Genomic DNA, 22,417 nt, shown 5'->3' with positions numbered 1-22,417 from the left:
AAAAGCGACACGCATACCGGTCACACCGAGCATTTTCAGCAGACCGGACGGCGTTGGGTTACCTAACGTCCGAACCGAGTCGGGCGCCAGGCAAACTAATGTGGGCTGTTGGGTCGGGTCTTTGGCTAGCCTTGAACCTTGGTATAGGTTCCCTCGCCTGCCAGGATTCCGCGGAACCCGCCGGGCTCGTCCAGTCCGAATACGATCAGCGGCAGATTGTTGTCGCGCGCCAGAGCGATAGCCGAAGCATCCATGACCTTCAAACGCTTGGCGAGAACGTCGTCATAGGTCACCGAGTCATAGCGGACAGCGTCCGAATGTGCCTTGGGGTCCTTGTCGTAGACGCCGTCGACCCCGTTCTTGCCCATGAAGATGGCCTCGCAGGTCATTTCGTTGGCACGCAACGTCGCTGCGGTATCTGTGGTGAAGTACGGGTTGCCGGTTCCAGCCGCAAAGATGCAAACCCGTTTCTTTTCCAAGTGGCGCACAGCGCGGCGGCGAATATAGGGCTCGCACACCTCGTCCATGCGGATGGCCGAGATCACCCGGGTGAAGACGCCCAGACCCTCAAGCGCGGATTGCATGGCCAGCGCGTTCATCACGGTTGCCAACATGCCCATGTAGTCGGCCGTGGTCCGTTCCATCCCCTGGGCCGAACCGGACAGGCCGCGAAAGATATTCCCTCCGCCGATGACCATGCAGATCTCGACCCCGAGATCATGCACCGACTTCACCTCCTGCGCGATGCGCTGGACAGTCGGCGGATGCAGCCCGAATCCCTGATCCCCCATCAGCGCCTCGCCCGAGATTTTCAACATGACGCGTTTGTATGCCGTTTTTGGGGTTTCGGCGGTTGTGTTGGTGGAAGAAAGGCTCATGTTGCGCTCCGGGCTGGCACGGGTTTGTTTTCCGGCGCAAAATGAAGCAAAACCACCGCGGGTTCAATGCGGATGGTCAAGGAACAGGGCAAACACTCATGGCTGAAAACACAGCGCGCAATTTGCTGAACAGTCTGCCGCCCATTCCCGACGATCTGCCGGTCCTTATCATGGGGCCGACCGCATCGGGCAAATCAGCCCTTGCACTGGAGATTGCCGAACACGCGGGCGGGATCGTCGTCAATGCCGATGCCAGCCAGGTTTATGACTGCTGGCGCATCATTTCTGCCCGACCCTCGATCGACGAAGAAGCTCGGGCTCCACACGCTCTCTATGGCCATGTCGCTTTTGATCAAGACTATTCGGCCGGCCACTGGCTGCGCGAGGTGCGGGCTATTTTGTCAGGGCCGCCGCGTCCGATCATCGTGGGCGGAACAGGTCTCTACTTTTCGACGCTGACGGAAGGTATGGCAGACATCCCGGCAACGCCGCCCGAGTTTCGCAAGACTGCGGACGCGATCCCCCTGCCCGAGCTTCTGGCCGGGATTGATACAAGGACACGGGACCGGATCGACACGCGCAACCGCGCCCGTGTGCAACGGGCCTGGGAGGTCGAGCAAGCCACGGGTCGGACCCTGGCGGATTGGCAGGACGACACGCCGCCACCGCTGCTGCCCCTGGATCAAGCGTTTCCGATCGTCCTGACGCCCGAGCGAGACTGGCTGATCACGCGCATCAATTCGCGCTTTGACCAGATGTTGCAGGCGGGTGCCCTGGACGAAGTTGCGGCGATGCGCGACAGATACGACCCGAACCTGCCCTCGTGCAAGGCCATCGGAGTACTTGAATTGATGGCCCATATCGAGGGGCGAATGACCTTGGCGGACGCCCGCGAAAGAGCAACGATTGCGACACGCCAGTACGCCAAACGCCAGCGCACGTGGTGCCGTGCCCGGATGAAGCAATGGCAAAACGTCGATCCGAGCCAAGGCTGAGTGAATCACTGACATCGCACCAAAACTTCGTCCGAAGTCATTTATTTTCAGTCACATAAGGGGTTTCAAGCCAAAACCCGTCGGAAAAGGGAATCACAAGTTCCAGAATCAGACTTGCCGATAGCAGCCCCGGCGACCGCGGCTCAGGTTTCTCTGCAAATGTCGTTTTTGTGCACTTGATGACGATTTCGAACATTGACCTAAATTGGAATCTGGTGCCGAATGAACCCATGGGGATGCACAGAATTCAAAAAACTACATCCAAAATGACCTTGCTCGGCGCTGTCTGGCTTCGACGGGGACCAACAAATACCCATAATAATCTCACAGGGAGACATCCATGAAAACCAAGACATTGACCGGAGCCCCGATGCACTGGGCCGCCGAAATGCACGCCCAGGAATATCGGGACGGCAAGCTGAGCCGCCGCGAGTTTCTGACGCGCACGACCAGCCTTGGTGTCACTGCCGCGGCCGCATACGGCATGGTCGGCCTGACCGCACCCGCCAAGGCCGCGGGCGAAGACGCCAAGAAAGAAGGTGGCACCCTGCGCGTTCAGCAGGAAGTTCGCGCGCTGAAGGATCCGCGCACCTATGACTGGTCGCAGATCGCCAACGTCACCCGTGGCACGCTGGAATACTTGGTCGAGTACAACTCGGACGGCACATTCCGCGGCATGCTGCTGGAGGGCTGGGAAGTCAACGACGATGCGACCGTCTACACGCTGAAGGTCCGTCAGGGCGTCAAGTGGAACAACGGCGACGATTTCACTGCCGAAGACGTGGCACGCAACATCGCGCGCTGGTGCGACAAGAGCTCGGAAACGAACTCGATGGCGGGCCGTTTTGCCACGCTGGTCGACGCAGATACCGGCCAGGCAATCGAAGGCGCGATCGAGGTTGTGGACTCGCACACCGTCAAGCTGAACCTGCCGAACTCGGACATCTCGTTGATCCCGGGCATGGCAGACTATCCGGCCGCGATCATCCACAGCTCGTTCAGCGAAACGGACCTGACAAACAACGTGGGCACCGGCCCCTACCTGATCGAAGAGCTGGAAGTGGGTGTGAAAGCAGCGCTTGTGCGCAACGAAAACCACACCTGGTGGGGCGAAGCCGTATTCGGTCGTCCGGCCCTGGATCGCATTGAGTACATCGACTACGGCACCGATCCGTCGGCATGGCTGGCGGCTCTGGAATCGGACGAAGTCGACATGCTGTATGAATCGGTTGGTGAATTCATCGACGTGATGGACAGCCTGGGGTACGTGAAGTCCGAGGTTGTCACGATGAACACCATCGTGGTCCGCCCGAACCAGCTTGCGGAAGTGGACGGCAAGAAGGTCTATGCCGACAAACGTGTGCGTCAGGCGCTGCAGATGGCCGTGGACAACTCGGTCTGCCTCGAGCTTGGCTACGGTGGTCGCGGCTCTCCTGCGGAAAACCACCACGTTGGTCCGATCCACCCGGATTACTACGAACTGCCGCCGCAGAAAGTTGACCCGGAAGGCGCGCGCAAGCTGATGGAAGAGGCCGGTATGGCCGATTTCGAGCACGAGCTGATCTCGATCGACGATGACTGGCGCCGCAACACCACCGATGCCGTGGCAGCCCAGCTGCGCGACGCGGGCATCAAGGTCAAGCGGACGGTTCTGCCGGGCAACACGTTCTGGAACGACTGGGCGAAATACCCCTACAGCTCGACCAACTGGAACCACCGTCCGCTGGGCGTTCAGATCTGGGCACTGGCATACCGCACCGGCGAGGCCTGGAACGAGTTCGGCTGGTCCAATGCCGAGTTTGACGCCCTGCTGACCGAAGCTCTGGCCATTGCCGATGCCGACAAGCGCCGCGAAATTGTGGCCAAGGGCGAAGCAATGATCCAGGAGGAAGGCGTCACCATCCAGCCCTATTGGCGGTCGCTGTACCGTCACATGAAGGACGGTCTGGTCGGAACCGACATGCATGTGTCGTTCGAACACCATCACTACAAATGGGGTTGGGCGGCCTGATCCCGACCTGAACCTTTCAAGGGGCGCCCGAATGCGGGCGCCCCTTTCCAGCCGCAGACACACCGACGCGGGGTCGGACGTCCGAGGCCAGAAAATGGTCCACTGATCTGCGGAGAACCCGAACAACAGGGGCCAACATGGGACTCTTCATCCTTCGACGATTGGGCGTGATGCTGCTGACGGCGCTGTGCCTGACCTTCGTGGTCTTCTTCCTGACCAACCTCTATCCAAACCTGGAAAAACTGGCCAAGACGCAGGGCAACCAGCGTATGTCCGATGAACAGGTCGTCACCTGGCTTGAGAACCGCGGATACATGCAGCCCACGCTGGTCAAATACGGCCAATGGCTGGGGGTGGTGCCCGGTTTCACCAACACGCTACCGGATGGTCAGTTCGTGGGAAGTTGCACTCGTCCCGGCTCTACTCCGGAAACGACACCGCGCTATTGCGGCATTCTTCAGGGCGACTGGGGCTATTCCACCGTCTTCAAGGACGAGGTCGGAACGATCGTCAGCAAACGGCTGGGCAACACCGGCTACCTGATGTTCTGGGTGCTGGTTCTGATGATCCCGACCGCCCTATTGGTTGGTGTGCTGGCCGGCATGCGCGAGGGGTCTGCTTTGGACCGGTCCCTGTCCACGTTTTCGATCATCACGACGGCCACGCCGGAATACGTTTCGGGCGTGATCTTCATCGCCATCTTCACCTCGTCAACCGTGGGTCTGAAATGGTTCAAGGGCACGGCCACACAGGCCATGGAGAACCCGACTTTCGAGAATTTCTTCCTGCCGGTCCTGACCATTGCCCTTTACGGCATGGGCTACATTGCACGGATGACCCGAGCCTCGATGACCGAGGTGATGACCGCGCAATACATTCGGACCGCGCGCCTGAAAGGTGTGTCCTTCGGGAATATCGTTCTGAAGCACGCCCTGCGCAACGCGCTGATCGCGCCCTTCACGGTCATCATGCTGCAGTTCCCTTGGTTGCTGAACGGCGTCGTGATCGTCGAGACCCTGTTCAACTACAAAGGTTTTGGCTGGGCGCTGGTGCAGGCCGCGGGGAACAACGACATCCAGCTTCTGCTGGCGATCTCGGTCGTGTCGGTCTTCGTGGTGCTCGTGACGCAGCTGATCTCGGATATCGGCTATGTCTACCTCAACCCGCGCATCCGCATTTCATAAGGGAGGATAGACCATGGAACCTCTGAGCTGGACTGGCTCTATCGCCTTTCTGAACCCGATCATGATGATCGCCCTGGCTGCGCTGGTCGTATCCGTCGTTGTCTGGATCCTGGCAAGCATTCTGCTGCCCGAGACGCAAGTCAGCGTGAATGCGGATGGCACCGTCAGTTCGGGCGGCGGCCTCAGGAACCTGACGCAATCCGCGCTGTGGTATTCTTTCCTGGCCAGCATCGCGACGGTGGTCGCCTACCTGCTGCTGGGAATATTCCTGGGCACTGGGGCCGGGATTATCGGCGCGATCTCGCAGCAATTTCTGCCGGTCTGGCTGTCGCTGATCATTCTTTTCGCGATGTCGGTTGCCTTCAAACGGCGCCTTGGCCTGTACGGCAAGCTTTTCGACAGCCCGATCGGCATGATCGGTTTTGGACTGGTCATGTTCTGGGTTTTCACCGGCATCTTCGGGGCTTTGGACCTGATCGTGACACATGATCCGTTGGTCCAGGTTTCCGGCATGAAGAACAAGGTGCCCGGCACCCCCCTGCCCAATGCCGAGGACGGTGAGTTCGCCTGGTACCTGCTGGGCGGCGACAACCTTGCCCGCGACGTATTCAGCCGCATGGTCAAGGGGGCGTGGATCGTCGTACAGATTGCTCCGCTGGCCACGATGTTTGCCTTCATGGTCGGGATCACGCTGGGCTTGCCCGCCGGGTATTATGGCGGGCGGCTGGACACGTTTCTGTCGTTCCTCGCCAATCTGATCCTGGCGTTCCCGGTCATCCTGCTGTTCTACCTGCTGGTCACACCGGAAATCGTCGCGACCGGCGTGCCGAACTATATGGCCGCAGTCCTGTTCGTGTTCCCGATCCTCTTCATCGGTGTCCTTCTGAATTCGCGCTACTACACCCGGCCGAAATTCCGTACGCCGCTGCTGATCGGCGTCTTGGGTATCGCGATCTGGCTGTACCTGTCGCTGATCTCGACCGGGGGATACGTCATCCGCACGGACGATTACAGCATCTGGGGTCTGCCGACCTATCTGGATCTGTTCGACATTCCGGGCGGCATCCTGGTCGTGTTCGTTTCGGTTGTCTTCGTCAACTCGCCCACAGTGTTCCGCATCGTGCGCGGCTTGGCCATGGACATCAAGACACGCGATTACGTGGCCGCGGCGCAGACGCGCGGCGAAGGCCCCTGGTACATCATGCTTTGGGAAATCCTGCCCAACGCCCGCGGGCCGCTGATCGTCGATTTCTGCCTGCGCATCGGCTACACGACCATCCTCTTGGGGACCTTGGGGTTCTTTGGACTGGGCCTGCCGCCGGAAAGCCCGGATTGGGGGTCCACGATCAACGAAGGACGCAAGCTGCTGTCGATCTACCTGCACCCTGCACTGCCGCCGGCACTGGCGCTGTTGTCACTGGTTCTGGGATTGAACCTGCTGGCGGATGGCCTGCGAGAAGAAAGCCTGAAGGACTGATGTGAAAGCGGCCGGGGGACTGCCCCCGGCCCCCACCAGGATATTTTTAGCCAGATGAAGGGGATCCCCCGAGTGCTGGCGAGGAGCAAGCAAGATGAACAAACTGGCGGATTATGACGGGCCGATCCTCGAAATCGACAAGCTCTCGATTTCGTTCTTTACCCGCTTGCGGGAAATACCGGCCGTTATGGATTTTTCGGTCAGTGTGCAGCCCGGCGAGGCTGTCGGGTTGGTCGGTGAATCCGGCTGCGGCAAGTCGACGGTCGCCCTGGGTGTCATGCAGGACCTTGGCAAGAATGGTCGGATCGTTGGCGGCTCGATCAAATTCAAGGGCCGTGACCTTAGCGAAATGAGCAAGGAAGAACTTCGGGATATTCGCGGCAATGAGATCGCGATGATCTATCAAGAGCCGATGGCTTCTTTGAACCCGGCGATGAAGATCGGCAAACAGCTGATGGAAGTGCCGATGATCCATGAAGGGGTCAGCAAAGAAGAGGCCTATGCTCGCGCTCTGGAAGTGGTGACGGATGTGCGCCTGCCGGACCCCGAGCGGATGCTGAACAGCTTTCCGCATCAGCTGTCCGGTGGCCAGCAGCAGCGCATCGTGATCGCGATGGCCCTGATGTCCAAGCCGTCCCTTCTGATCCTGGACGAACCGACAACCGCGCTGGACGTGACGGTCGAGGCCGCCGTGGTGGAACTGGTCAAGGATCTGGGCAAGAAATACGGCACCTCGATGCTGTTCATTTCGCACAATCTGGGCCTGGTGCTAGAAACATGTGACCGCTTGTGCGTGATGTATTCCGGCGAGGCGGTCGAACGGGGCTCGATCCACGATGTCTTTGACGAGATGCAGCACCCCTACACCCAGGCGCTGTTTCGCTCGATCCCCCTGCCCGGCGCGGACAAGAATTCACGTCCGCTGGTTGCAATCCCCGGCAACTTCCCGTTGCCGCACGAACGCCCACCCGGCTGCAATTTCGGCCCGCGATGCGACTATTTCGAGGAAGGGCGTTGTGACGCGCAGGACATTCAGATGTTCCCGGTCCCCGGCAATGACCGCCACCATACGCGCTGCTTGAAGTTCCAGGAAATCGACTGGAACGCACCCATCACGGTTGCCGAGCAAAAAGAAAAAGCGCCGATCGGCAAGACCGTTCTGAAGATGGACAACCTCAAGAAATACTATGAGGTGGCCGCAAACGCTCTGTTCGGTGGGGGCGAAAAGAAAGTGGTCAAGGCCAACGAAACCCTCAGCTTCGACGCACATGAATCGGAAACGCTGGCGATCGTTGGCGAGTCCGGCTGCGGCAAATCCACGTTTGCCAAGGTCCTCATGGGATTGGAGACGGCGACCGACGGGCAGATCCTACTGGACAACCGCAATATCGAGCATCTGCCGATAGAAGAACGGGATGCCAAGACCGTCGGCGAAGTTCAGATGGTCTTTCAAAATCCGTTCGATACGCTGAACCCGTCGATGACGGTCGGACGTCAGATCATCCGCGCGCTGGAAATCTTCGGCGTCGGAAACTCGGAAGCCGAACGCAAGCAACGGATGCTCGAGTTGCTGGACTTGGTGAAGCTTCCGCGCGCGTTTGCCGACCGTATGCCGCGCCAACTGTCAGGCGGCCAGAAACAGCGCGTCGGGATAGCCCGTGCCTTTGCCGGGGACGCCCGGATCGTCGTCGCGGACGAGCCGGTCTCGGCATTGGATGTGTCGGTGCAGGCAGCTGTGACCGATCTGTTGATGGAGATCCAGCGCGAACACAAGACGACACTGCTGTTCATCAGCCACGACCTGTCGATCGTGCGCTACCTCAGCGACCGCGTCATGGTGATGTATCTGGGCCACGTGGTCGAACTGGGCACGACCGATCAAGTATTCTCGCCGCCCTATCACCCCTATACCGAGGCGCTGCTGAGCGCGGTTCCAATCGCCGATACTTCGGTCGAAAAGAAACACATCGTCCTTGAGGGCGACATTCCTTCGGCGATGAACCCGCCGCCCGGATGTCCGTTCCAAACCCGGTGCCGGTGGAAGTCCGAGGTTGCGGGCGGATTGTGCGAAAAAGAGGTTCCGCCGGTCCAGACGCTGGCTAACGGACACCAGGTCAAGTGTCATCTGTCCACCGAAACACTGGCGAAGATGGAGCCGGTTATCAAAATAGCGGCTGAGTGATCGCCCAAAGAAAAACCGGCCTTGGGCCGGTTTTTTTGAGCAGCTATTGTATCAGCCGCCCCAGATGACTTTGACGTAATTCTGCGTCTCGGCATAGGGCGGCACGCCCCCATGCTTTTCCACCGCTTGCGGGCCGGCGTTGTAAGCTGCCAGCGCGAGGCGCCAGGACTTGAATTTGCGGTATTGCCACGAAAGATACCGCGCACCGCCTTCAAGGTTTTGCTTCGGGTCATGCGGGTTCACGTTCAGCAGCCTGGCGGTTTGGGGCATCAGCTGCGCGAGGCCCAAAGCGCCCTTGTGCGACTTGGCGTGAGGGTTCCAACCGCTTTCCTGTTGAACCAGACGCAGGAACAGTTCTTCCGGGACGTTGTGCTTGCGCGCTGCCTGGCGCGCCATGGCAAGGTATTCACCACGGTACTTGCCGGAATAGCGCTTTTTGAAACTGCCGTCCGGCGTCTTCGGTTTCAGCCGTTCAGAGTCGCGATACTGGCTGGCGGCCCGCGTGTCCAATATCTTGGCCTGCTTCAAAAAGATATCTTTGCGATTCTTGGTCGACAGCACATCTGCGCTCAGCGGCGTCGACGCCAGAACGAGGCATGCAATTGAAAAACCACTTAACAGACAACGCATTCAAGCAATCCCGCTCGTTCAGCAATCATTCGGATTATAGGTATTTCAGGCAGAAATGAAAGCTTGGTTAAGGAAACACTGATTTTCCGGGTGGCATTCCGGGCATCAACCGTGTTCCAACCCGGGCGCAGGACGTATAGGGTTTCAGGTGAACTCAGCGTCAGATTCGGGCGCCATCAAACTAGTCAAAAAACGGGGAAATCCATGGCAGGTTCAGTCAACAAAGTCATTCTGGTCGGCAATCTCGGGCGCGATCCCGAAGTGCGGTCGTTTCAGAACGGTGGCAAGGTCTGCAACCTACGGATCGCGACCTCGGAGAACTGGAAAGACCGCAATACCGGTGAACGCCGCGAACGGACCGAGTGGCACACAGTCGCTATTTTTTCCGAACCGCTCGTCCGCATCGCCGAGCAGTATTTGCGCAAAGGGTCAAAGGTCTACATCGAAGGCCAACTGGAAACGCGCAAGTGGCAGGATCAGTCCGGACAGGATCGCTATTCCACCGAAGTCGTTCTGCGCCCTTACCGCGGTGAACTGACCCTGTTGGACAGTCGCAATGAGGGCGGCGGATACGGTGGCGGCCAAAGCAGCGGTTACGGAGGAGGCCAGGACAGCGGCGGATACTCCGAGCCCTACGCCGCACAGTCCAGCGCACCGGCACCGGCATCAGGCGGCATCGACGACGACGAAATCCCGTTCTAATCTCCAGCGAGGCACGTCATGACATGGTCCTTCGCCGTCGGCCGATTGCTCGGATCGGAACTGAGGGTCCATGTCACCTTCTTCCTGCTGCTGGCCTGGGTCGGCTTTGCCGCCTACTCTGACGGTGGGTGGCCAGCAGCCATCGACAACATCGTTTTTGTTCTGGCGTTGTTTGCCTGCGTGGTTGCCCATGAGTTCGGTCATGCGCTGATGGCCCGCAGGTATGGCATTCGCACTCCTGACATCACTCTGCTGCCCATCGGCGGCTTGGCCCGCCTCGAGAGGATGCCGGAAAAGCCGATGCAAGAAGTTGCCGTTGCGTTGGCTGGTCCCGCGGTCAACGTCGTCATATGGGGCATCCTGGTCCTTCTGGGCGCGGGAATGCAGGTAGAAACGCTGGCGCAAATCGACTCGACCCGCGTCGACCTGCTGAGCCGGCTGGCCTACGTCAATCTGTTCCTCGCGGTGTTCAACCTGATCCCAGCGTTTCCGATGGACGGCGGCCGCGTGTTCCGCGCCCTGCTCTGCCTGAAGATGGACAGGGTCAGGGCCACACGGGCCGCCGCCTTTGCTGGCCAGGCCGTGGCCGTCGGGTTCGGGTTTCTGGGGCTCAGCACCGGTAATCCGATCCTGGTTCTGATCGCGGTTTTCGTCTTCATCGCAGCAAATGCAGAAAGTCAGGATGTAGCAATGCGCTCGGTGGCGCGCCGCGTGCTGGCTCGCGAAGCGATGATTACCGAATTCCACGCGCTGACCCCCCAAGACACGTTGGCAACGGCGGCCCAGGCCGTGATCCAGACAACTCAGCACGAGTTCCCGGTTTTGGGCGCAGACGGGCAGCTGTTGGGCTTTGTGACCCGCAATCGGCTGTTTGCCGCGCTAGCCGGCGATCACGCCCGGTCGGAACCCGCGACCTCGGTCATGGAAGAGCAAATCCCCCGGGTGGCCCTGACCAGTGGGCTCGAAGCCGTTCTGGATGGTCTCCATGGTGGCGCACCGGCCGTGGCGGTCTGCACCAAGACCGGTCAGATGGTCGGATACATCACCCGCGAAAACATTGGCGAATTGATGGTGATACGGGGCCGCTGACTCCGCTTATCAGCACGTTGCCAATGCATCCTGCAGAACGGACAGAACGGCATCGCGTGGCACGTCCGACGTGACGAAGGCCTGCCCGATCCCACGCGCCAGGATGAAACGCAGCTGGCCGTCAACGACCTTCTTGTCCTGAGCCATAAGGTCGACCAGATCTTCGGCGCTCGGCAGATCACCCGGAATATCAGACAGATCGGTCTTCATGCCCATCGCCTTCAGGTGAGCGCGGACGCGGCTCGGGTCTTCCTGGGAACACAGCCCCATGCGGGCCGACAGCTCGAACGCCAGGGCACAGCCAATGGCAACACCCTCGCCATGCAGCAGCCGGTCGGAATAGCCCGTCGCCGCCTCAAGCGCGTGGCAGAACGTATGCCCGAGGTTCAACAGCGCCCGGTCGCCTTGTTCAGTCTCGTCGCGGGCCACGATGTCGGCCTTCATCTGAACCGAACGGGTGACCGCCTGAACCCGGGTCGCCATGTCCCCGGCCGACAGCGCGGGGCCGTTGCGCTCCAACCATTCGAAGAAATCAGCATCCCCCAGAAGGCCATATTTTACGACTTCACCGTATCCCGCCAGAAAATCACGCGCCGTCAGCGTGCCAAGCACTGAGGTGTCAGCCAGAACCAACGAAGGTTGATGAAACGCACCGATCAGGTTTTTGCCTTGCGGAGCATTGATACCAGTTTTGCCCCCAACGGAACTGTCGACCTGCGCCAGAAGCGAGGTTGGGATCTGCACAAAGCGCACACCGCGACGCAGCACCGCCGCAGCAAAGCCCCCCAGATCGCCGATCACTCCACCGCCGAAGGCTACGACGATATCGCGCCGTTCGATCTTTTCGGCCAACAGCCATTCGACGGTGCGCTCGAAATGCGGCCAGCTTTTGGTCGCCTCACCTGCGGGCAGAGCCAATGCGGTCATTTCCACCCCGGCGGACGCCAGGCCGCTGCGCAAAGCATCCAGATGCAAACCGGCCACGGTTTCATCGGTCAGAACCGCGACACGCGGACGGTGCAGCATGGGCTTGATCCGCGCACCGGCCTGAGCCAACAGGTCCGGCCCGATTTCGACGTCATAGGACCGCTCGGCCAGATCAACGTTAACTGTCTGATGCATCTATTTGACTTCCAATACATCCGGGCGCGTCATCAGCTTTTCCAGAACCCGGTCAACCATATCTTCGATGGCGGTGTCGCCGTCCGAATTCACAACCAGATCAGCCTGTGCGTACAACGGTACGCGGGCCTCGTACAGGTCACGCAGCGTTGCATACGGATCCGGCGTGCGCAGCAAGGGTCGCGTGTCTTTGTGGCGCACCCGGTTCCACAACACTTCCAAATCGGCGCACAGCCATACGGAAACCCCACGGTCCGATACCATCGTCCGGTTTTCTTCGCTCAGAAAAGCGCCACCGCCGGTCGACAGGATACCCTTTTTCTCGTCCAGCAGGCGGCCGATGACCTGGCTTTCTTTGGCGCGAAAGAACGGCTCGCCGTCCCGTTCAAAGATCTCGGGGATGGTCATGTTGGCAGCTGATTCGATCTCGCTGTCACTGTCGAGGAATGGAACACCAAGGCGCGCGGCCAGAGCGCGCCCCACGGCCGTCTTGCCAGCGCCCATCATGCCGACCAAAACCACCGTTTTGTGCAGGTCAAAGACCTGCCGTTGTCCGGCCGGCGCCACGTTATGCTTAATTTCGCTCATTTCCCTGTGAATGACGTGATCTTGGGAAAAATGCCAGTTATAACTTGGCCAAAATCGAAAATTGAGGCAGCGTTGAGCCATGGGCCGTCTGATCAAATTCCTGTTGTACCTAATTTGCCTGCTTTTCATCGGCTTGGTGGCCTATGCGTATCTTGGCCCATTCTTCGGCGCCGACTTCTCGGCCCCGCAAAGCGAAATCAGCGAACCGGTAATTCTGGATGTCAACTAGGGCCGTCGTGCTGGCGCTTGCACTGACCGGCCAAGCCGCCGCACAAACCGAACAGCCGCTATCCGCGATCGACTGGCTGGAGACGGCCCCTGACCTGTTGCCGGGGACCGTATTGCTCGAGCCGCCGGTTACCGATACCGGCCTGCAGCCCGACATCCAGGTGTCTCCGCTCGAGGCCCTTTCGCCGCCGTTGGGATTGGTGGATGGGTCCGCGACCGGGCTGCCGGTTGATCTGTGGCTGCCCAGCGATCCGGCCCGGCTGGCCGAACTCATCGCGCGCGTGCCGGTCAAATCGAACCCTGCCATGCAGCGGCTGTTGTTCACACTTTTGCTGACCGAGGCCCGCGCGCAGGCGAATTCCAATGAGCCAGACCAACTGCTTCTGGCGCGACTGGATCGCCTGATTCAGCTGGGTGCTGCCGATCCGACGCAATCCTTGGTGCAGCTTGCAGGCCCCACCGATACGCCTGAGCGGTTCAAACGATGGTTTGACGCAACTCTATTGACCGGCGACGAAGACCGCAGCTGCACTGCGCTGATCGCGCAACCGCATTTGTCGAGGGATTATTCCGCGCAGGTCTTCTGCAAGGCCCGCAGAGGTGACTGGGCTTCGGCCGCGCTGACACTCGAAGCGGCGCATGCGCTCGAATTACTGCCGCCCGCGCAACTCGATCTGCTGGATCGCTTCCTAAGCCCAGAGATGTTCGAAGGCGCCGCCTATCTGCCGCAGCCCGAAGACCCTGACCCGCTGACGTTTCGCCTGTTCGAAGCGATCGGCGAGCGACTACCGACCGCCTCGTTGCCGCGAGCCTTTGCCAATGCCGACCTGCGCGATGTTGCCGGTTGGAAGGCCCAGATCGAAGCGGCCGAGCGTCTGACCCGCATCGGCGCGCTTACGCCGAACCATCTGCTGGGCCTTTATACCGAGCGCGCGCCTGCGGCTTCGGGCGCGGTCTGGGATCGCGTCTCGGCAGTTCAGCGTTTCGAAACGGCGCTGGAGACCGGAAGCCCCGAGGCAATATCCAAGACCCTGCCGAAAGTCTGGGCAGAAATGGGTTCGGTCGGGCTCGAAGTGCCCTTTGCCGAACTGTTCGCCGAGCGCCTGATGCCGATCAAGCTGTCCGACCCGACCACCGAGAACCTGCGCTGGCGCATCCTGCTGTTGTCCGAGTTGTACGAGGATGCCGCACGATCTGTACCCGACGGACCCGAGGCCAATGCCTTTCTGGCTGCTTTGGCATCGGGCCAACCCGAGCGTTCGAACTCGCTCTCACCGATGGCTGACGCCATTGCCGAAGGGTTTGCATGGTCGGCGCCGATCCCGTCCGATATCCGCGCGATGTTGGAAGCAAACCGACTGGGTGAGGCCATTCTTGAGGCCATGCAGATGTTCGCGCATGGCGCGCGCGGCAATCTGGTTGACTTGACTGCGGCCATCGCGGTTTTCCGGCATGTCGGTCTGGAAGACACGGCGCGCCGCGCGGCCTTGCAGTTGCTTGTTCTGAAGGGGGCCTGACAGTGTCCGCTCCGGCGACACAAGACTTGTGGATTTCCGCGTTTCTTGAGGCGCAGGCCGCAGAACTTGGGGCGGCAACCAACACTTTGCTGGCCTATGGGCGGGACCTGAAGGACTTTGGCGCGTGGCTCGACCGGCGAAATGCCGGGTTCGAGGCCGCCGACCAGGGTATGATCGAGGCCTACCTGATTGACTGTGACGCACAAGGCCTTTCGCGCGCGACCCGTGCCCGCCGCCTCTCTGCCATCAAGCAATTGTATCGTTTCGCGTTTGAAGAGGGCTGGCGCTCGACCAATCCGGCCATCCAGATCAAAGGCCCGGGACGCCAGAAAAGACTGCCCAAGACGCTGGACGTGGCAGAAGTCGACCGCCTGCTTGAGGCGGCCAGGCAAACAGGGCGCAGTACCGCAGACAAGCTGCGCAACACCTGCCTGATGGAAATTCTGTATGCGACCGGGATGCGTGTGACCGAACTTGTTTCCCTGCCGGTATCATCCGCCCGGGGCGACCCACGCATGCTGCTGGTTCTCGGCAAAGGTGGAAAGGAGCGCATGGTGCCCTTGTCACCGCCTGCGCGCGATGCTTTGGCGGCATGGCTGACCATCCGGGACGAAGCCGAAGATGCAGCCGTCGCCAACGGAGGCCACCGGTCCCGGTTCCTGTTTCCTTCGCGCGGAAAATCAGGGCACCTGACCCGTCACCGGTTCTTTGCACTGATAAAGGAACTGGCCGTGCAAGGCGGTGTTTCTCCCGACAAAGTCACACCACACACGCTGCGCCATGCCTTTGCCACGCATCTTTTGGCCAATGGGGCCGATTTGCGTTCGATCCAGACCCTGCTTGGGCACGCCGACGTCGCGACGACCGAAATCTATACGCATGTCCTGGACGAGCGCCTGTCGGAGCTGGTGTTGCAGCATCACCCGCTTGCCAAGGATGACGGACGAGACTAGGGCCAAACCCTTGATCGCGCGCATTTGCGCCCCCATAACCATTGCATCAACAATACCTGAAACGGACCGATGGACTCTGACCCTTCTCTTCTCGATGGCGCCTTCTGGCTGACTACGGCCTCAATTCTGCTTCTGCTGGTACTCTCCGGCTTCTTCTCGGGGTCTGAAACAGCGCTGACGGCGTCTTCGCGGGGTAAACTGCGGGCGCAAGCCGACAAAGGATCGCGCGGCGCGCAAAAGGCGCTGGAGATCACTGATGACAACGAACGTCTGATCGGCTCGGTCCTGCTGGGCAACAACCTCGTCAACATTCTTGCAGCCTCGCTGGCCACGGCTTTGTTCACGCGACTTTTCGGAGAAAGCGGCGTGGCACTGGCCACCTTGGTCATGACCCTGCTTGTTCTGGTCTTTGCTGAAGTACTGCCCAAGACCTACGCAATCACCAATGCCGAAAAGGCCGCCGCAGCCGTCGCCCCGGTGATCGGTGTCGTCGTTACAGTGTTTTCCCCGGTGGTGGCTGCCGTTCGCCTGCTGGTGCGCGGTGTACTGCGCCTGTTCGGGGTTCAGATCGACCCCGACAGCAACATCCTTGCCGTACGCGAGGAGATCGCCGGTGCTCTGCAACTGGGCCATTCCGAGGGGGTCGTCGAAAAAGAGGACCGCGACCGCATCCTGGGCGCGCTTGACCTCGGCGACCGCACGGTAGAGGAAATCATGCTGCACCGCTCGAATATCGAGATGATCGACGCGGACGCAGACCCTGAATCGATCCTGAAACAATGCCTCGAAAGCCGTCACACGCGCCTGCCGGTGTTCCGTGGCCAGCCCGAAAACATCGTGGGCGTCGTGCACGCCAAGGATCTGTTCCGTGCCATGTACGCAAAGGCAGGCGGTAGCGATGGCGGGGCGGAAAGACTGAAGTCATTTGACATCCTTAAGGTAGCAAATGACCCCTATTTCGTACCGGAGACCACCACGCTGGACGATCAGATGCGGGAATTCCTGCGCATGCACAGCCATTTTGCGCTGGTGGTAGATGAATACGGGTCGCTGCGCGGTTTGATCACGCTCGAGGACATCCTCGAAGAAATCGTCGGCGAGATTGCCGACGAATTCGACGTGGACGAAGATGTGACGGTTACGCGAACCGAAGACGGTCAGTATCTGGTCGAAGGCTCGATGACCATCCGCGACCTGAATCGTGCGATGGACTGGTCCCTGCCCGATGACGAGGCCAACACCATTGCCGGGCTGGTCATCCACGAAGCGCAGATGATTCCGACCGTCGGTCAGGTGTTCTCGTTCCACGGATTCCGGTTCGAGGTCGTCGAACGCGAGGGCAACCGGATCACCTGGTTGAAGGTGCGGCCGCTCTGACGGACGGCTGGCGGAAACGACAAACTCGGTCGTTTTCGTGACAGATACCGGCGCCGCTCCCCTGCACCTTCGGGCCAGACGCAAGGAGGTGCGGATGAAAACCACGTGTCAGGTTGCCGTGATCGGCGGTGGAGTTGTCGGGTGTTCGGTGCTGTATCACCTGACCAAGCTGGGCTGGTCGGATGTGATGCTGCTGGAACGGTCGGAACTGACCAGCGGATCGACGTGGCACGCGGCGGGCGGGTTCCACACGCTGAACGGCGACACCAACATGGCCGCGCTTCAGGGCTATACCATCAGGCTGTACAAGGAACTGGAAGAGATCACCGGCATGTCCTGCGGGCTGCACCATGTGGGCGGCATCACGCTGGCCGACAATCAGGACCGGTTCGACATGCTGCTGGCCGAGCGCGCCAAGCATCGCTTCATGGGGCTGGAAACCGAAATCGTCGGCCCCGACGAGATCAAGAAGATCGCCCCCATCACCAACACCGACGGCATCATCGGCGCGCTCTATGATCCGCTGGACGGGCACCTCGACCCTTCGGGCACGACCCACGCCTATGCCAAGGCCGCGCGGATGGGCGGCGCCACGATCGAGACCCACTGCATGGTGCGTGAAACCAACCAGCGCCCCGACGGCACGTGGGACGTTGTGACGGACAAGGGCACCATCCACGCCGAGCATATCGTCAACGCTGGCGGCCTCTGGGCACGCGAAGTTGGCGCGATGGCGGGCATCTACTTCCCGCTGCACCCGATGGAGCACCAATACCTCGTCACCGACACCATCCCCGAAATCGAGGCGATCATCGACGCGGGCAGCGAGCATCCGCACGTCATGGACCCGGCCGGCGAAAGTTATCTGAGGCAGGAAGGCCGCGGTCTCTGCATCGGCTTCTACGAACAACCCTGCAAACCCTGGGCCGTGGACGGCACGCCGTGGGAGTTCGGGCACGAGCTGCTGCCCGACGATTTCGACAAGATCACCGACTCGATCGAATTCGCCTATCGCCGCTTCCCGGTTCTGGCCGAGGCCGGTGTGAAATCAGTGATCCACGGCCCTTTCACCTTTGCGCCCGACGGCAACCCGCTGGTCGGGCCGGTGCCGGGCGTGCGCAACTACTGGTCGGCCTGCGGCGTGATGGCCGGGTTCAGCCAGGGCGGCGGCGTCGGTCTGACGCTGGCGCTATGGATGATCGAGGGCGAGCCCGAGCGCGACGTCTTCGCCATGGACGTGGCCCGGTTCGGCGATTGGATCACCCCCGGCTATACCCGCCCCAAGGTGATCGAGAACTATCAGAAGCGTTTCTCAGTCGCCTACCCCAACGAGGAACTGCCCGCCGCGCGGCCCAACCGCACCACGCCGATGTATGACATCTTCAGCGATCTGGGCGCGGTCTGGGGCCAGCAATACGGGCTCGAGGTCGCCAACTATTTCGCGCAAGGGGGCGAGCCGACCTATGAAACCCCGTCCTTCCGCCGCTCGGACGCCTTCGCCGCAACGGGCCGCGAGGTGCGCGCCGTGCGCGAGGGCGTCGGCATCAACGAGGTGCACAATTTCGGCAAATACCTTGCCACCGGTCCGCGCGCCCGCGACTGGCTGGACCGGATCATGGCCGGGCGCATCCCCAAGCCGGGCCGCCTGTCGCTGACCCCGATGCTGTCGCCCAAGGGCAAGCTGATCGGGGATTTCACCGTGTCCTGCCTGGGCGAGGAGGAGTTCCAGCTCACCGCCTCCTACGGCGCACAGAACGTCCACATGCGCTGGTTCCGGCAAAATCAACAAGACGGCGTAACCGTCGAGAATATCAGCGACAAACGCAACGGGTTCCAGATCGCCGGCCCCAAAGCCCGCGAGGTTCTGGCCGCTTGCACCCGCGCCGAATTCAGTGACATGCGCTTCATGGACGTGCGCCGGATGGTCGTCGGCATGACCGACTGCATCGTGCAGCGGGTCAGCTATACCGGCGATCTGGGGTTCGAGATCTACTGCGATCCGATGGCGCAACGCCAGCTGTGGTGGACGCTGTGGCAGGCCGGGCAACCGCACGGCATCACCCCCTTCGGCATGCGCGCGATGATGAGCCTGCGGCTCGACAAGTTCTTCGGCTCGTGGATGCGCGAGTTCTCACCCGACTACACAGCCGCTGAAACCGGGCTGGACCGCTTCATCTCGTTCTCCAAGAACGTCGATTTCATCGGGCGCGCTGTCGCCGAGGCCGAGCGGGCTGAAGGAACAGCCCGCAAGCTTGTGGCTTTTGAGGTCGAAGCCGAGGACGCAGATGTGAACGCCTACGAACCCATCTGGCATGACGGCGCAGTGGTTGGGTTTTGTACATCCGGCGGGTACTCGCATTTCGCACAGAAATCAGTTGCCATGGGCTTCCTGCCAACGGGACTGGCGGCCGACGGCCTGGCGGTCGAAATTGAAATCCTGGGCCAGATGCGCAAGGCGCGCGTACTGACCAGTCCACTATTTGATCCTGACGGTACGCGTATGCGGGGGTGACAGCCGTTCCGGTTGGCGGCAAGGTGGCCGGCATGGAGGATATCCCCATCATCTTGCTGGCCGCCGGTAGCTCTCGCCGTATGGGCGGAGTGGACAAACTGATGCAAATTGTCGACGGTCAACCACTGATCCGACGCTCGGCTGAAACCGCGCGAGCTGTCGGGCCGGTCATCGTCGCCCTGCCGCCGGCACCTCACCCGCGATACACCGCCCTGAGTGGGATGAACTTGGAGATCGTTTCTGTTCCCGATGCGGATGAAGGCATGAATGCCACTTTGCGCAGGGCCGTCGCGCAGCTGCCGGTATCCGCCCGGGCAGCGATGATCCTGCTGGCCGATCTTCCAGAGCTGACATCAGACGATCTACGCGCGGTCCTCCGGTCGGTCACCGAACATCCTGACAAGCTGATCTGGCGCGGAGCATCCTCGGACGGAGTTCCAGGCCATCCTGTGATCTTCGACCGAAGTCTCTTTGGTGATCTGGCGCATTTGACCGGAGATGGCGGCGCACAAGCCATCGTACGCGCGCATCTGGACCAGGTGCACCTACAGCCTTTGCCGGGTCAGAACGCTATTCTGGATCTGGATACGCCCCAAGCGTGGGCCGAATGGCGCAAAAAGCAAAGATCCCAAAAGTAACGCGGCCCGGTCGAGAACGACCGGGCCGGTTGCCCAAAACAGGACTACCACTTTCACCAATCCCGAAAACGCGGCCCGGATGTCGTCAAGACATCGGACCAATGTGCTGCCGAACCGAAACAAGACCCCCTCGTTAACATGCCGCTCAGCGCTTCCGGTGACTGAGATCTGCCTTCAAGCACCCCCTTGATGCTGTCAGGCCCCCCTTTCACTTGGGCATGTTCATCGTCACCGATAAGTTCAGTGCAAACAACGTAAAATTGGTTGAATCGGTTAATTTTACCGGATTCGTAATGGTATTTCCGCAACAACGCGCGTCACGGAAATCTACCCAAGGTTGTTCGTTCGCTTTGCCATTGATGACCCACGACAAGAAATTTTTAGCGCTAAACGATCAAAATGACATTTTTGCAAAGACCTATTAGACAAATACCACCTTCTGAAAGGGCGGTGGCGCAACCTGTGAGTGTCCGTGAAAATTCGGTCAAAAACCGCCGCTGGACTGTTAACAAATTTGATTCAATTCAATGCTTTTACGAGTTTGACCCTCATTTCGGCAACAATCCACCGATTCGACCGGCAACTCCCACGGCCGATTCCCGGGATTGCGAGCGCTACCAGACGCCTGCAATGTGGCAAAATTAAGATTTATTAATTGATCAGTCAGAAAACGCAAAGACTGACGGCTCATGTTCCCTGCAAAGCGCACATCAACAAGCGCCGAACCAAGGAGACCTAGTCAACATGAGCATCCGCAAATCCCCCCTTATTCTTCCTCGCACCTCAGGGCTGTTTGGCGCCACTGCGCTGAGCGCGGCATTGCTGGCCGCGACCGCCATTCCGTCGCAGGCCGACGAAGCCCTGGCGGATCTGGTCGAGACCGTTTCACCGTCAGTGGTAACCGTCATTGCTTCGATCGACGCGGCCCCGTCGCCAGCTAGCGGCCAGGAGTTTGACTTCGAAGGCCAGCCTTTTGGTGAGTTCTTCAAACGTTTCGGGATTCCCGAAGGCTTTGACGCCCCGCGCCGTGGCCCCAGTCAGGGCTTGGGGTCCGGGTTCGTACTGGATGAGGACGGCTATATCATCACCAACCACCACGTCGTCGACAAAGCCAGCAAGATCACCGTGCGCTTGAGCGATGATCGCTCGTACGAGGCTGAAGTCGTGGGGACCGATCCCCTGACCGATATCGCGCTGCTCAAGATCGAGGCGGATGAGGCGCTTCAGCCGGTCCCGCTGGGGGATAGCGACGACATCCGCGTGGGCGAAGACGTGGTCGCCATCGGCAACCCCTTCGGCCTGAGCTCGACCGTCACGACCGGCATCGTTTCCGCCAAGGGACGCAATATCTCGGAAGGCCCCTACGCTGAATTCATTCAGACCGATGCGGCCATCAACAAAGGCAACTCGGGCGGTCCCCTGTTCAACATGGACGGCGAAGTCGTTGGGGTGAACTCGGCAATCTATTCGCCCAGTGGCGGTTCGGTCGGACTGGGCTTTGCCGTGACTTCGAACATCGTCGAGCACATCGCTGCGGACCTGCGTGACGATGGCCAGGTCAGCCGTGGCTGGCTGGGTGTCTCGATCCAGAACATCAGCCCCGAGCTGGCAGCAGCGATGGGTGTCGATGGCACTGTCGGCGCACTGGTGTCCGAGGTTCTGCCGGACAGCCCCGCTCAGGGCGTGCTGCAACAGGGCGACGTGATCATCGCCTTCAATGGCGAACAGGTCGACTCGAGCAGTGAACTGCCGGTGCTCGTTGGCACCACAGCCGTCGGAACCGACAGCAAGGTTACCGTCCTGCGCAATGGCAAGGAAGAGACCCTGAACGTCACGATCGGGCAGCATTCGGCCCAGATGGCGGCAAACGCGGAACCGACCGATGACGCGGTGGCGGGCAAGACGCTGGGTGTCACCGTAGCACCGCTGTCCGAAGCGACTCGTGCGCAGATCGGAGTTCCCGAGAACGTGCACGGCGTGGTCGTCACTTCGCTCAAGCCGGACAGCCCGGCGGCCAAGGCCGGTCTGCGGCAGGGCGACGTGATCGTGAAGCTGGGCAACCAGGATGTGGAAACACCCGAGGCGCTCAAATCCGCGCTCGAAGATCAGAAGACCGATCCGGCGCTGATGCTGATCAACCGCGGCGGCAATCAGATCTTCGTCGCCGTCGAGATCGCCTGACCTGCGTCCCGCGCGCACCGCATGATGGGGATATCCGGTGCGCGCATCTCCTGGCGGACACGATTTGTCCACGTGCTGTCGGGATTGCCGGGTGCGGATTTCGCACCCGGCAGTTTTTTTACCTGTCCATACGTGATTATATCCTGAGTGAAA

Annotated in this window: 18 protein-coding genes; 14 read left to right on the top strand and 4 right to left on the bottom strand. The window is 60.5% G+C overall.

What is annotated here, in order from left to right; genetic code table 11:
• Window positions 1-125: 125 nt before the first annotated feature.
• Complete coding sequence (gene pyrH / locus GOW72_RS11805; RefSeq protein ID WP_170366981.1) at window positions 126-878, bottom strand: UMP kinase; 753 nt, start codon at window positions 876-878, stop codon at window positions 126-128.
• Between the two features lie 98 nt (window positions 879-976).
• Between pyrH and miaA the strand changes: the two genes are divergently transcribed.
• The 5 genes from miaA (at window position 977) to GOW72_RS11780 (ending at window position 8,727) form a co-directional block, all read left to right on the top strand.
• Window positions 977-1,873, top strand: a complete 897-nt coding sequence (gene miaA / locus GOW72_RS11800) for a tRNA (adenosine(37)-N6)-dimethylallyltransferase MiaA (protein WP_244952404.1) — start codon at window positions 977-979, stop codon at window positions 1,871-1,873.
• A 340-nt stretch (window positions 1,874-2,213) separates the two neighbouring features.
• The gene (locus tag GOW72_RS11795; protein ID WP_170338949.1) at window positions 2,214-3,884 is read left to right on the top strand and encodes an ABC transporter substrate-binding protein; all 1,671 of its coding nucleotides are present in this window, start codon (window positions 2,214-2,216) and stop codon (window positions 3,882-3,884) included.
• Between the two features lie 137 nt (window positions 3,885-4,021).
• The gene (locus tag GOW72_RS11790) at window positions 4,022-5,068 is read left to right on the top strand and encodes an ABC transporter permease (RefSeq protein ID WP_170339518.1); all 1,047 of its coding nucleotides are present in this window, start codon (window positions 4,022-4,024) and stop codon (window positions 5,066-5,068) included.
• 13 nt (window positions 5,069-5,081) lie between these two features.
• Complete coding sequence (locus tag GOW72_RS11785) at window positions 5,082-6,545, top strand: ABC transporter permease (RefSeq protein ID WP_170366979.1); 1,464 nt, start codon at window positions 5,082-5,084, stop codon at window positions 6,543-6,545.
• 94 nt (window positions 6,546-6,639) lie between these two features.
• On the top strand, window positions 6,640-8,727 hold the full coding sequence (locus tag GOW72_RS11780; protein WP_170366978.1) for a dipeptide ABC transporter ATP-binding protein: 2,088 nt from the start codon (window positions 6,640-6,642) through the stop codon (window positions 8,725-8,727).
• 51 nt (window positions 8,728-8,778) lie between these two features.
• Here the strand turns inward: GOW72_RS11780 and GOW72_RS11775 are convergent, their stop codons facing one another.
• The gene (locus GOW72_RS11775) at window positions 8,779-9,357 is read right to left on the bottom strand and encodes a lytic transglycosylase domain-containing protein (protein ID WP_093961864.1); all 579 of its coding nucleotides are present in this window, start codon (window positions 9,355-9,357) and stop codon (window positions 8,779-8,781) included.
• A 204-nt stretch (window positions 9,358-9,561) separates the two neighbouring features.
• Between GOW72_RS11775 and ssb the strand changes: the two genes are divergently transcribed.
• Entirely contained in the window at window positions 9,562-10,059 is a 498-nt protein-coding gene (ssb, locus tag GOW72_RS11770) for a single-stranded DNA-binding protein (RefSeq protein WP_170338954.1), read from the top strand.
• A gap of 18 nt (window positions 10,060-10,077) precedes the next feature.
• Window positions 10,078-11,148 (top strand): site-2 protease family protein, encoded by a 1,071-nt coding sequence (locus GOW72_RS11765; RefSeq protein ID WP_170366977.1) that lies wholly within the window; start codon window positions 10,078-10,080, stop codon window positions 11,146-11,148.
• A 9-nt stretch (window positions 11,149-11,157) separates the two neighbouring features.
• Here the strand turns inward: GOW72_RS11765 and aroB are convergent, their stop codons facing one another.
• Both aroB and GOW72_RS11755 read right to left on the bottom strand, forming a co-directional pair.
• The gene (gene aroB / locus GOW72_RS11760) at window positions 11,158-12,270 is read right to left on the bottom strand and encodes a 3-dehydroquinate synthase (protein WP_170366976.1); all 1,113 of its coding nucleotides are present in this window, start codon (window positions 12,268-12,270) and stop codon (window positions 11,158-11,160) included.
• Window positions 12,271-12,858: a shikimate kinase gene (locus GOW72_RS11755; RefSeq protein WP_170366975.1), complete on the bottom strand. Its 588-nt coding sequence runs from the start codon at window positions 12,856-12,858 to the stop codon at window positions 12,271-12,273. It lies immediately after the preceding gene.
• A gap of 79 nt (window positions 12,859-12,937) precedes the next feature.
• Here GOW72_RS11755 and GOW72_RS11750 point away from each other — a divergent pair, with 79 nt between their 5' ends.
• The 7 genes from GOW72_RS11750 (at window position 12,938) to GOW72_RS11720 (ending at window position 22,264) form a co-directional block, all read left to right on the top strand.
• Window positions 12,938-13,087: a hypothetical protein gene (locus tag GOW72_RS11750; RefSeq protein WP_170338962.1), complete on the top strand. Its 150-nt coding sequence runs from the start codon at window positions 12,938-12,940 to the stop codon at window positions 13,085-13,087.
• Complete coding sequence (locus GOW72_RS11745; RefSeq protein WP_170366974.1) at window positions 13,077-14,603, top strand: hypothetical protein; 1,527 nt, start codon at window positions 13,077-13,079, stop codon at window positions 14,601-14,603. Before GOW72_RS11750 ends, GOW72_RS11745 begins: the two co-directional genes overlap by 11 nt.
• 2 nt (window positions 14,604-14,605) lie before the next feature.
• Entirely contained in the window at window positions 14,606-15,556 is a 951-nt protein-coding gene (locus GOW72_RS11740) for a tyrosine recombinase (protein WP_170366973.1), read from the top strand.
• Window positions 15,557-15,625: 69 nt separating this feature from the next.
• Window positions 15,626-16,933: an HlyC/CorC family transporter gene (locus GOW72_RS11735; RefSeq protein WP_170339536.1), complete on the top strand. Its 1,308-nt coding sequence runs from the start codon at window positions 15,626-15,628 to the stop codon at window positions 16,931-16,933.
• A gap of 94 nt (window positions 16,934-17,027) precedes the next feature.
• Window positions 17,028-19,445, top strand: a complete 2,418-nt coding sequence (locus GOW72_RS11730; protein WP_170366972.1) for a GcvT family protein — start codon at window positions 17,028-17,030, stop codon at window positions 19,443-19,445.
• Complete coding sequence (locus tag GOW72_RS11725; RefSeq protein WP_425328545.1) at window positions 19,442-20,083, top strand: nucleotidyltransferase family protein; 642 nt, start codon at window positions 19,442-19,444, stop codon at window positions 20,081-20,083. Before GOW72_RS11730 ends, GOW72_RS11725 begins: the two co-directional genes overlap by 4 nt.
• A gap of 744 nt (window positions 20,084-20,827) precedes the next feature.
• The gene (locus GOW72_RS11720) at window positions 20,828-22,264 is read left to right on the top strand and encodes a DegQ family serine endoprotease (RefSeq protein ID WP_170366971.1); all 1,437 of its coding nucleotides are present in this window, start codon (window positions 20,828-20,830) and stop codon (window positions 22,262-22,264) included.
• Window positions 22,265-22,417 lie beyond the last annotated feature (153 nt).

It is taken from the genome of Ruegeria arenilitoris, from assembly GCF_013032855.1.
Lineage (GTDB): Bacteria > Pseudomonadota > Alphaproteobacteria > Rhodobacterales > Rhodobacteraceae > Ruegeria > Ruegeria arenilitoris.
This window is presented reverse-complemented; position numbering and strand designations above follow the sequence as displayed.

Coding starts and splice junctions, on each gene's coding strand:
- pyrH (WP_170366981.1), bottom strand. CDS start 878: ATGAGCCTTTCTTCCACCAACACAACCGCCGAAACCCCAAAAACGGCA.
- miaA (WP_244952404.1), top strand. CDS start 977: ATGGCTGAAAACACAGCGCGCAATTTGCTGAACAGTCTGCCGCCCATT.
- GOW72_RS11795 (WP_170338949.1), top strand. CDS start 2,214: ATGAAAACCAAGACATTGACCGGAGCCCCGATGCACTGGGCCGCCGAA.
- GOW72_RS11790 (WP_170339518.1), top strand. CDS start 4,022: ATGGGACTCTTCATCCTTCGACGATTGGGCGTGATGCTGCTGACGGCG.
- GOW72_RS11785 (WP_170366979.1), top strand. CDS start 5,082: ATGGAACCTCTGAGCTGGACTGGCTCTATCGCCTTTCTGAACCCGATC.
- GOW72_RS11780 (WP_170366978.1), top strand. CDS start 6,640: ATGAACAAACTGGCGGATTATGACGGGCCGATCCTCGAAATCGACAAG.
- GOW72_RS11775 (WP_093961864.1), bottom strand. CDS start 9,357: ATGCGTTGTCTGTTAAGTGGTTTTTCAATTGCATGCCTCGTTCTGGCG.
- ssb (WP_170338954.1), top strand. CDS start 9,562: ATGGCAGGTTCAGTCAACAAAGTCATTCTGGTCGGCAATCTCGGGCGC.
- GOW72_RS11765 (WP_170366977.1), top strand. CDS start 10,078: ATGACATGGTCCTTCGCCGTCGGCCGATTGCTCGGATCGGAACTGAGG.
- aroB (WP_170366976.1), bottom strand. CDS start 12,270: ATGCATCAGACAGTTAACGTTGATCTGGCCGAGCGGTCCTATGACGTC.
- GOW72_RS11755 (WP_170366975.1), bottom strand. CDS start 12,858: ATGAGCGAAATTAAGCATAACGTGGCGCCGGCCGGACAACGGCAGGTC.
- GOW72_RS11750 (WP_170338962.1), top strand. CDS start 12,938: ATGGGCCGTCTGATCAAATTCCTGTTGTACCTAATTTGCCTGCTTTTC.
- GOW72_RS11745 (WP_170366974.1), top strand. CDS start 13,077: ATGTCAACTAGGGCCGTCGTGCTGGCGCTTGCACTGACCGGCCAAGCC.
- GOW72_RS11735 (WP_170339536.1), top strand. CDS start 15,626: ATGGACTCTGACCCTTCTCTTCTCGATGGCGCCTTCTGGCTGACTACG.
- GOW72_RS11730 (WP_170366972.1), top strand. CDS start 17,028: ATGAAAACCACGTGTCAGGTTGCCGTGATCGGCGGTGGAGTTGTCGGG.
- GOW72_RS11720 (WP_170366971.1), top strand. CDS start 20,828: ATGAGCATCCGCAAATCCCCCCTTATTCTTCCTCGCACCTCAGGGCTG.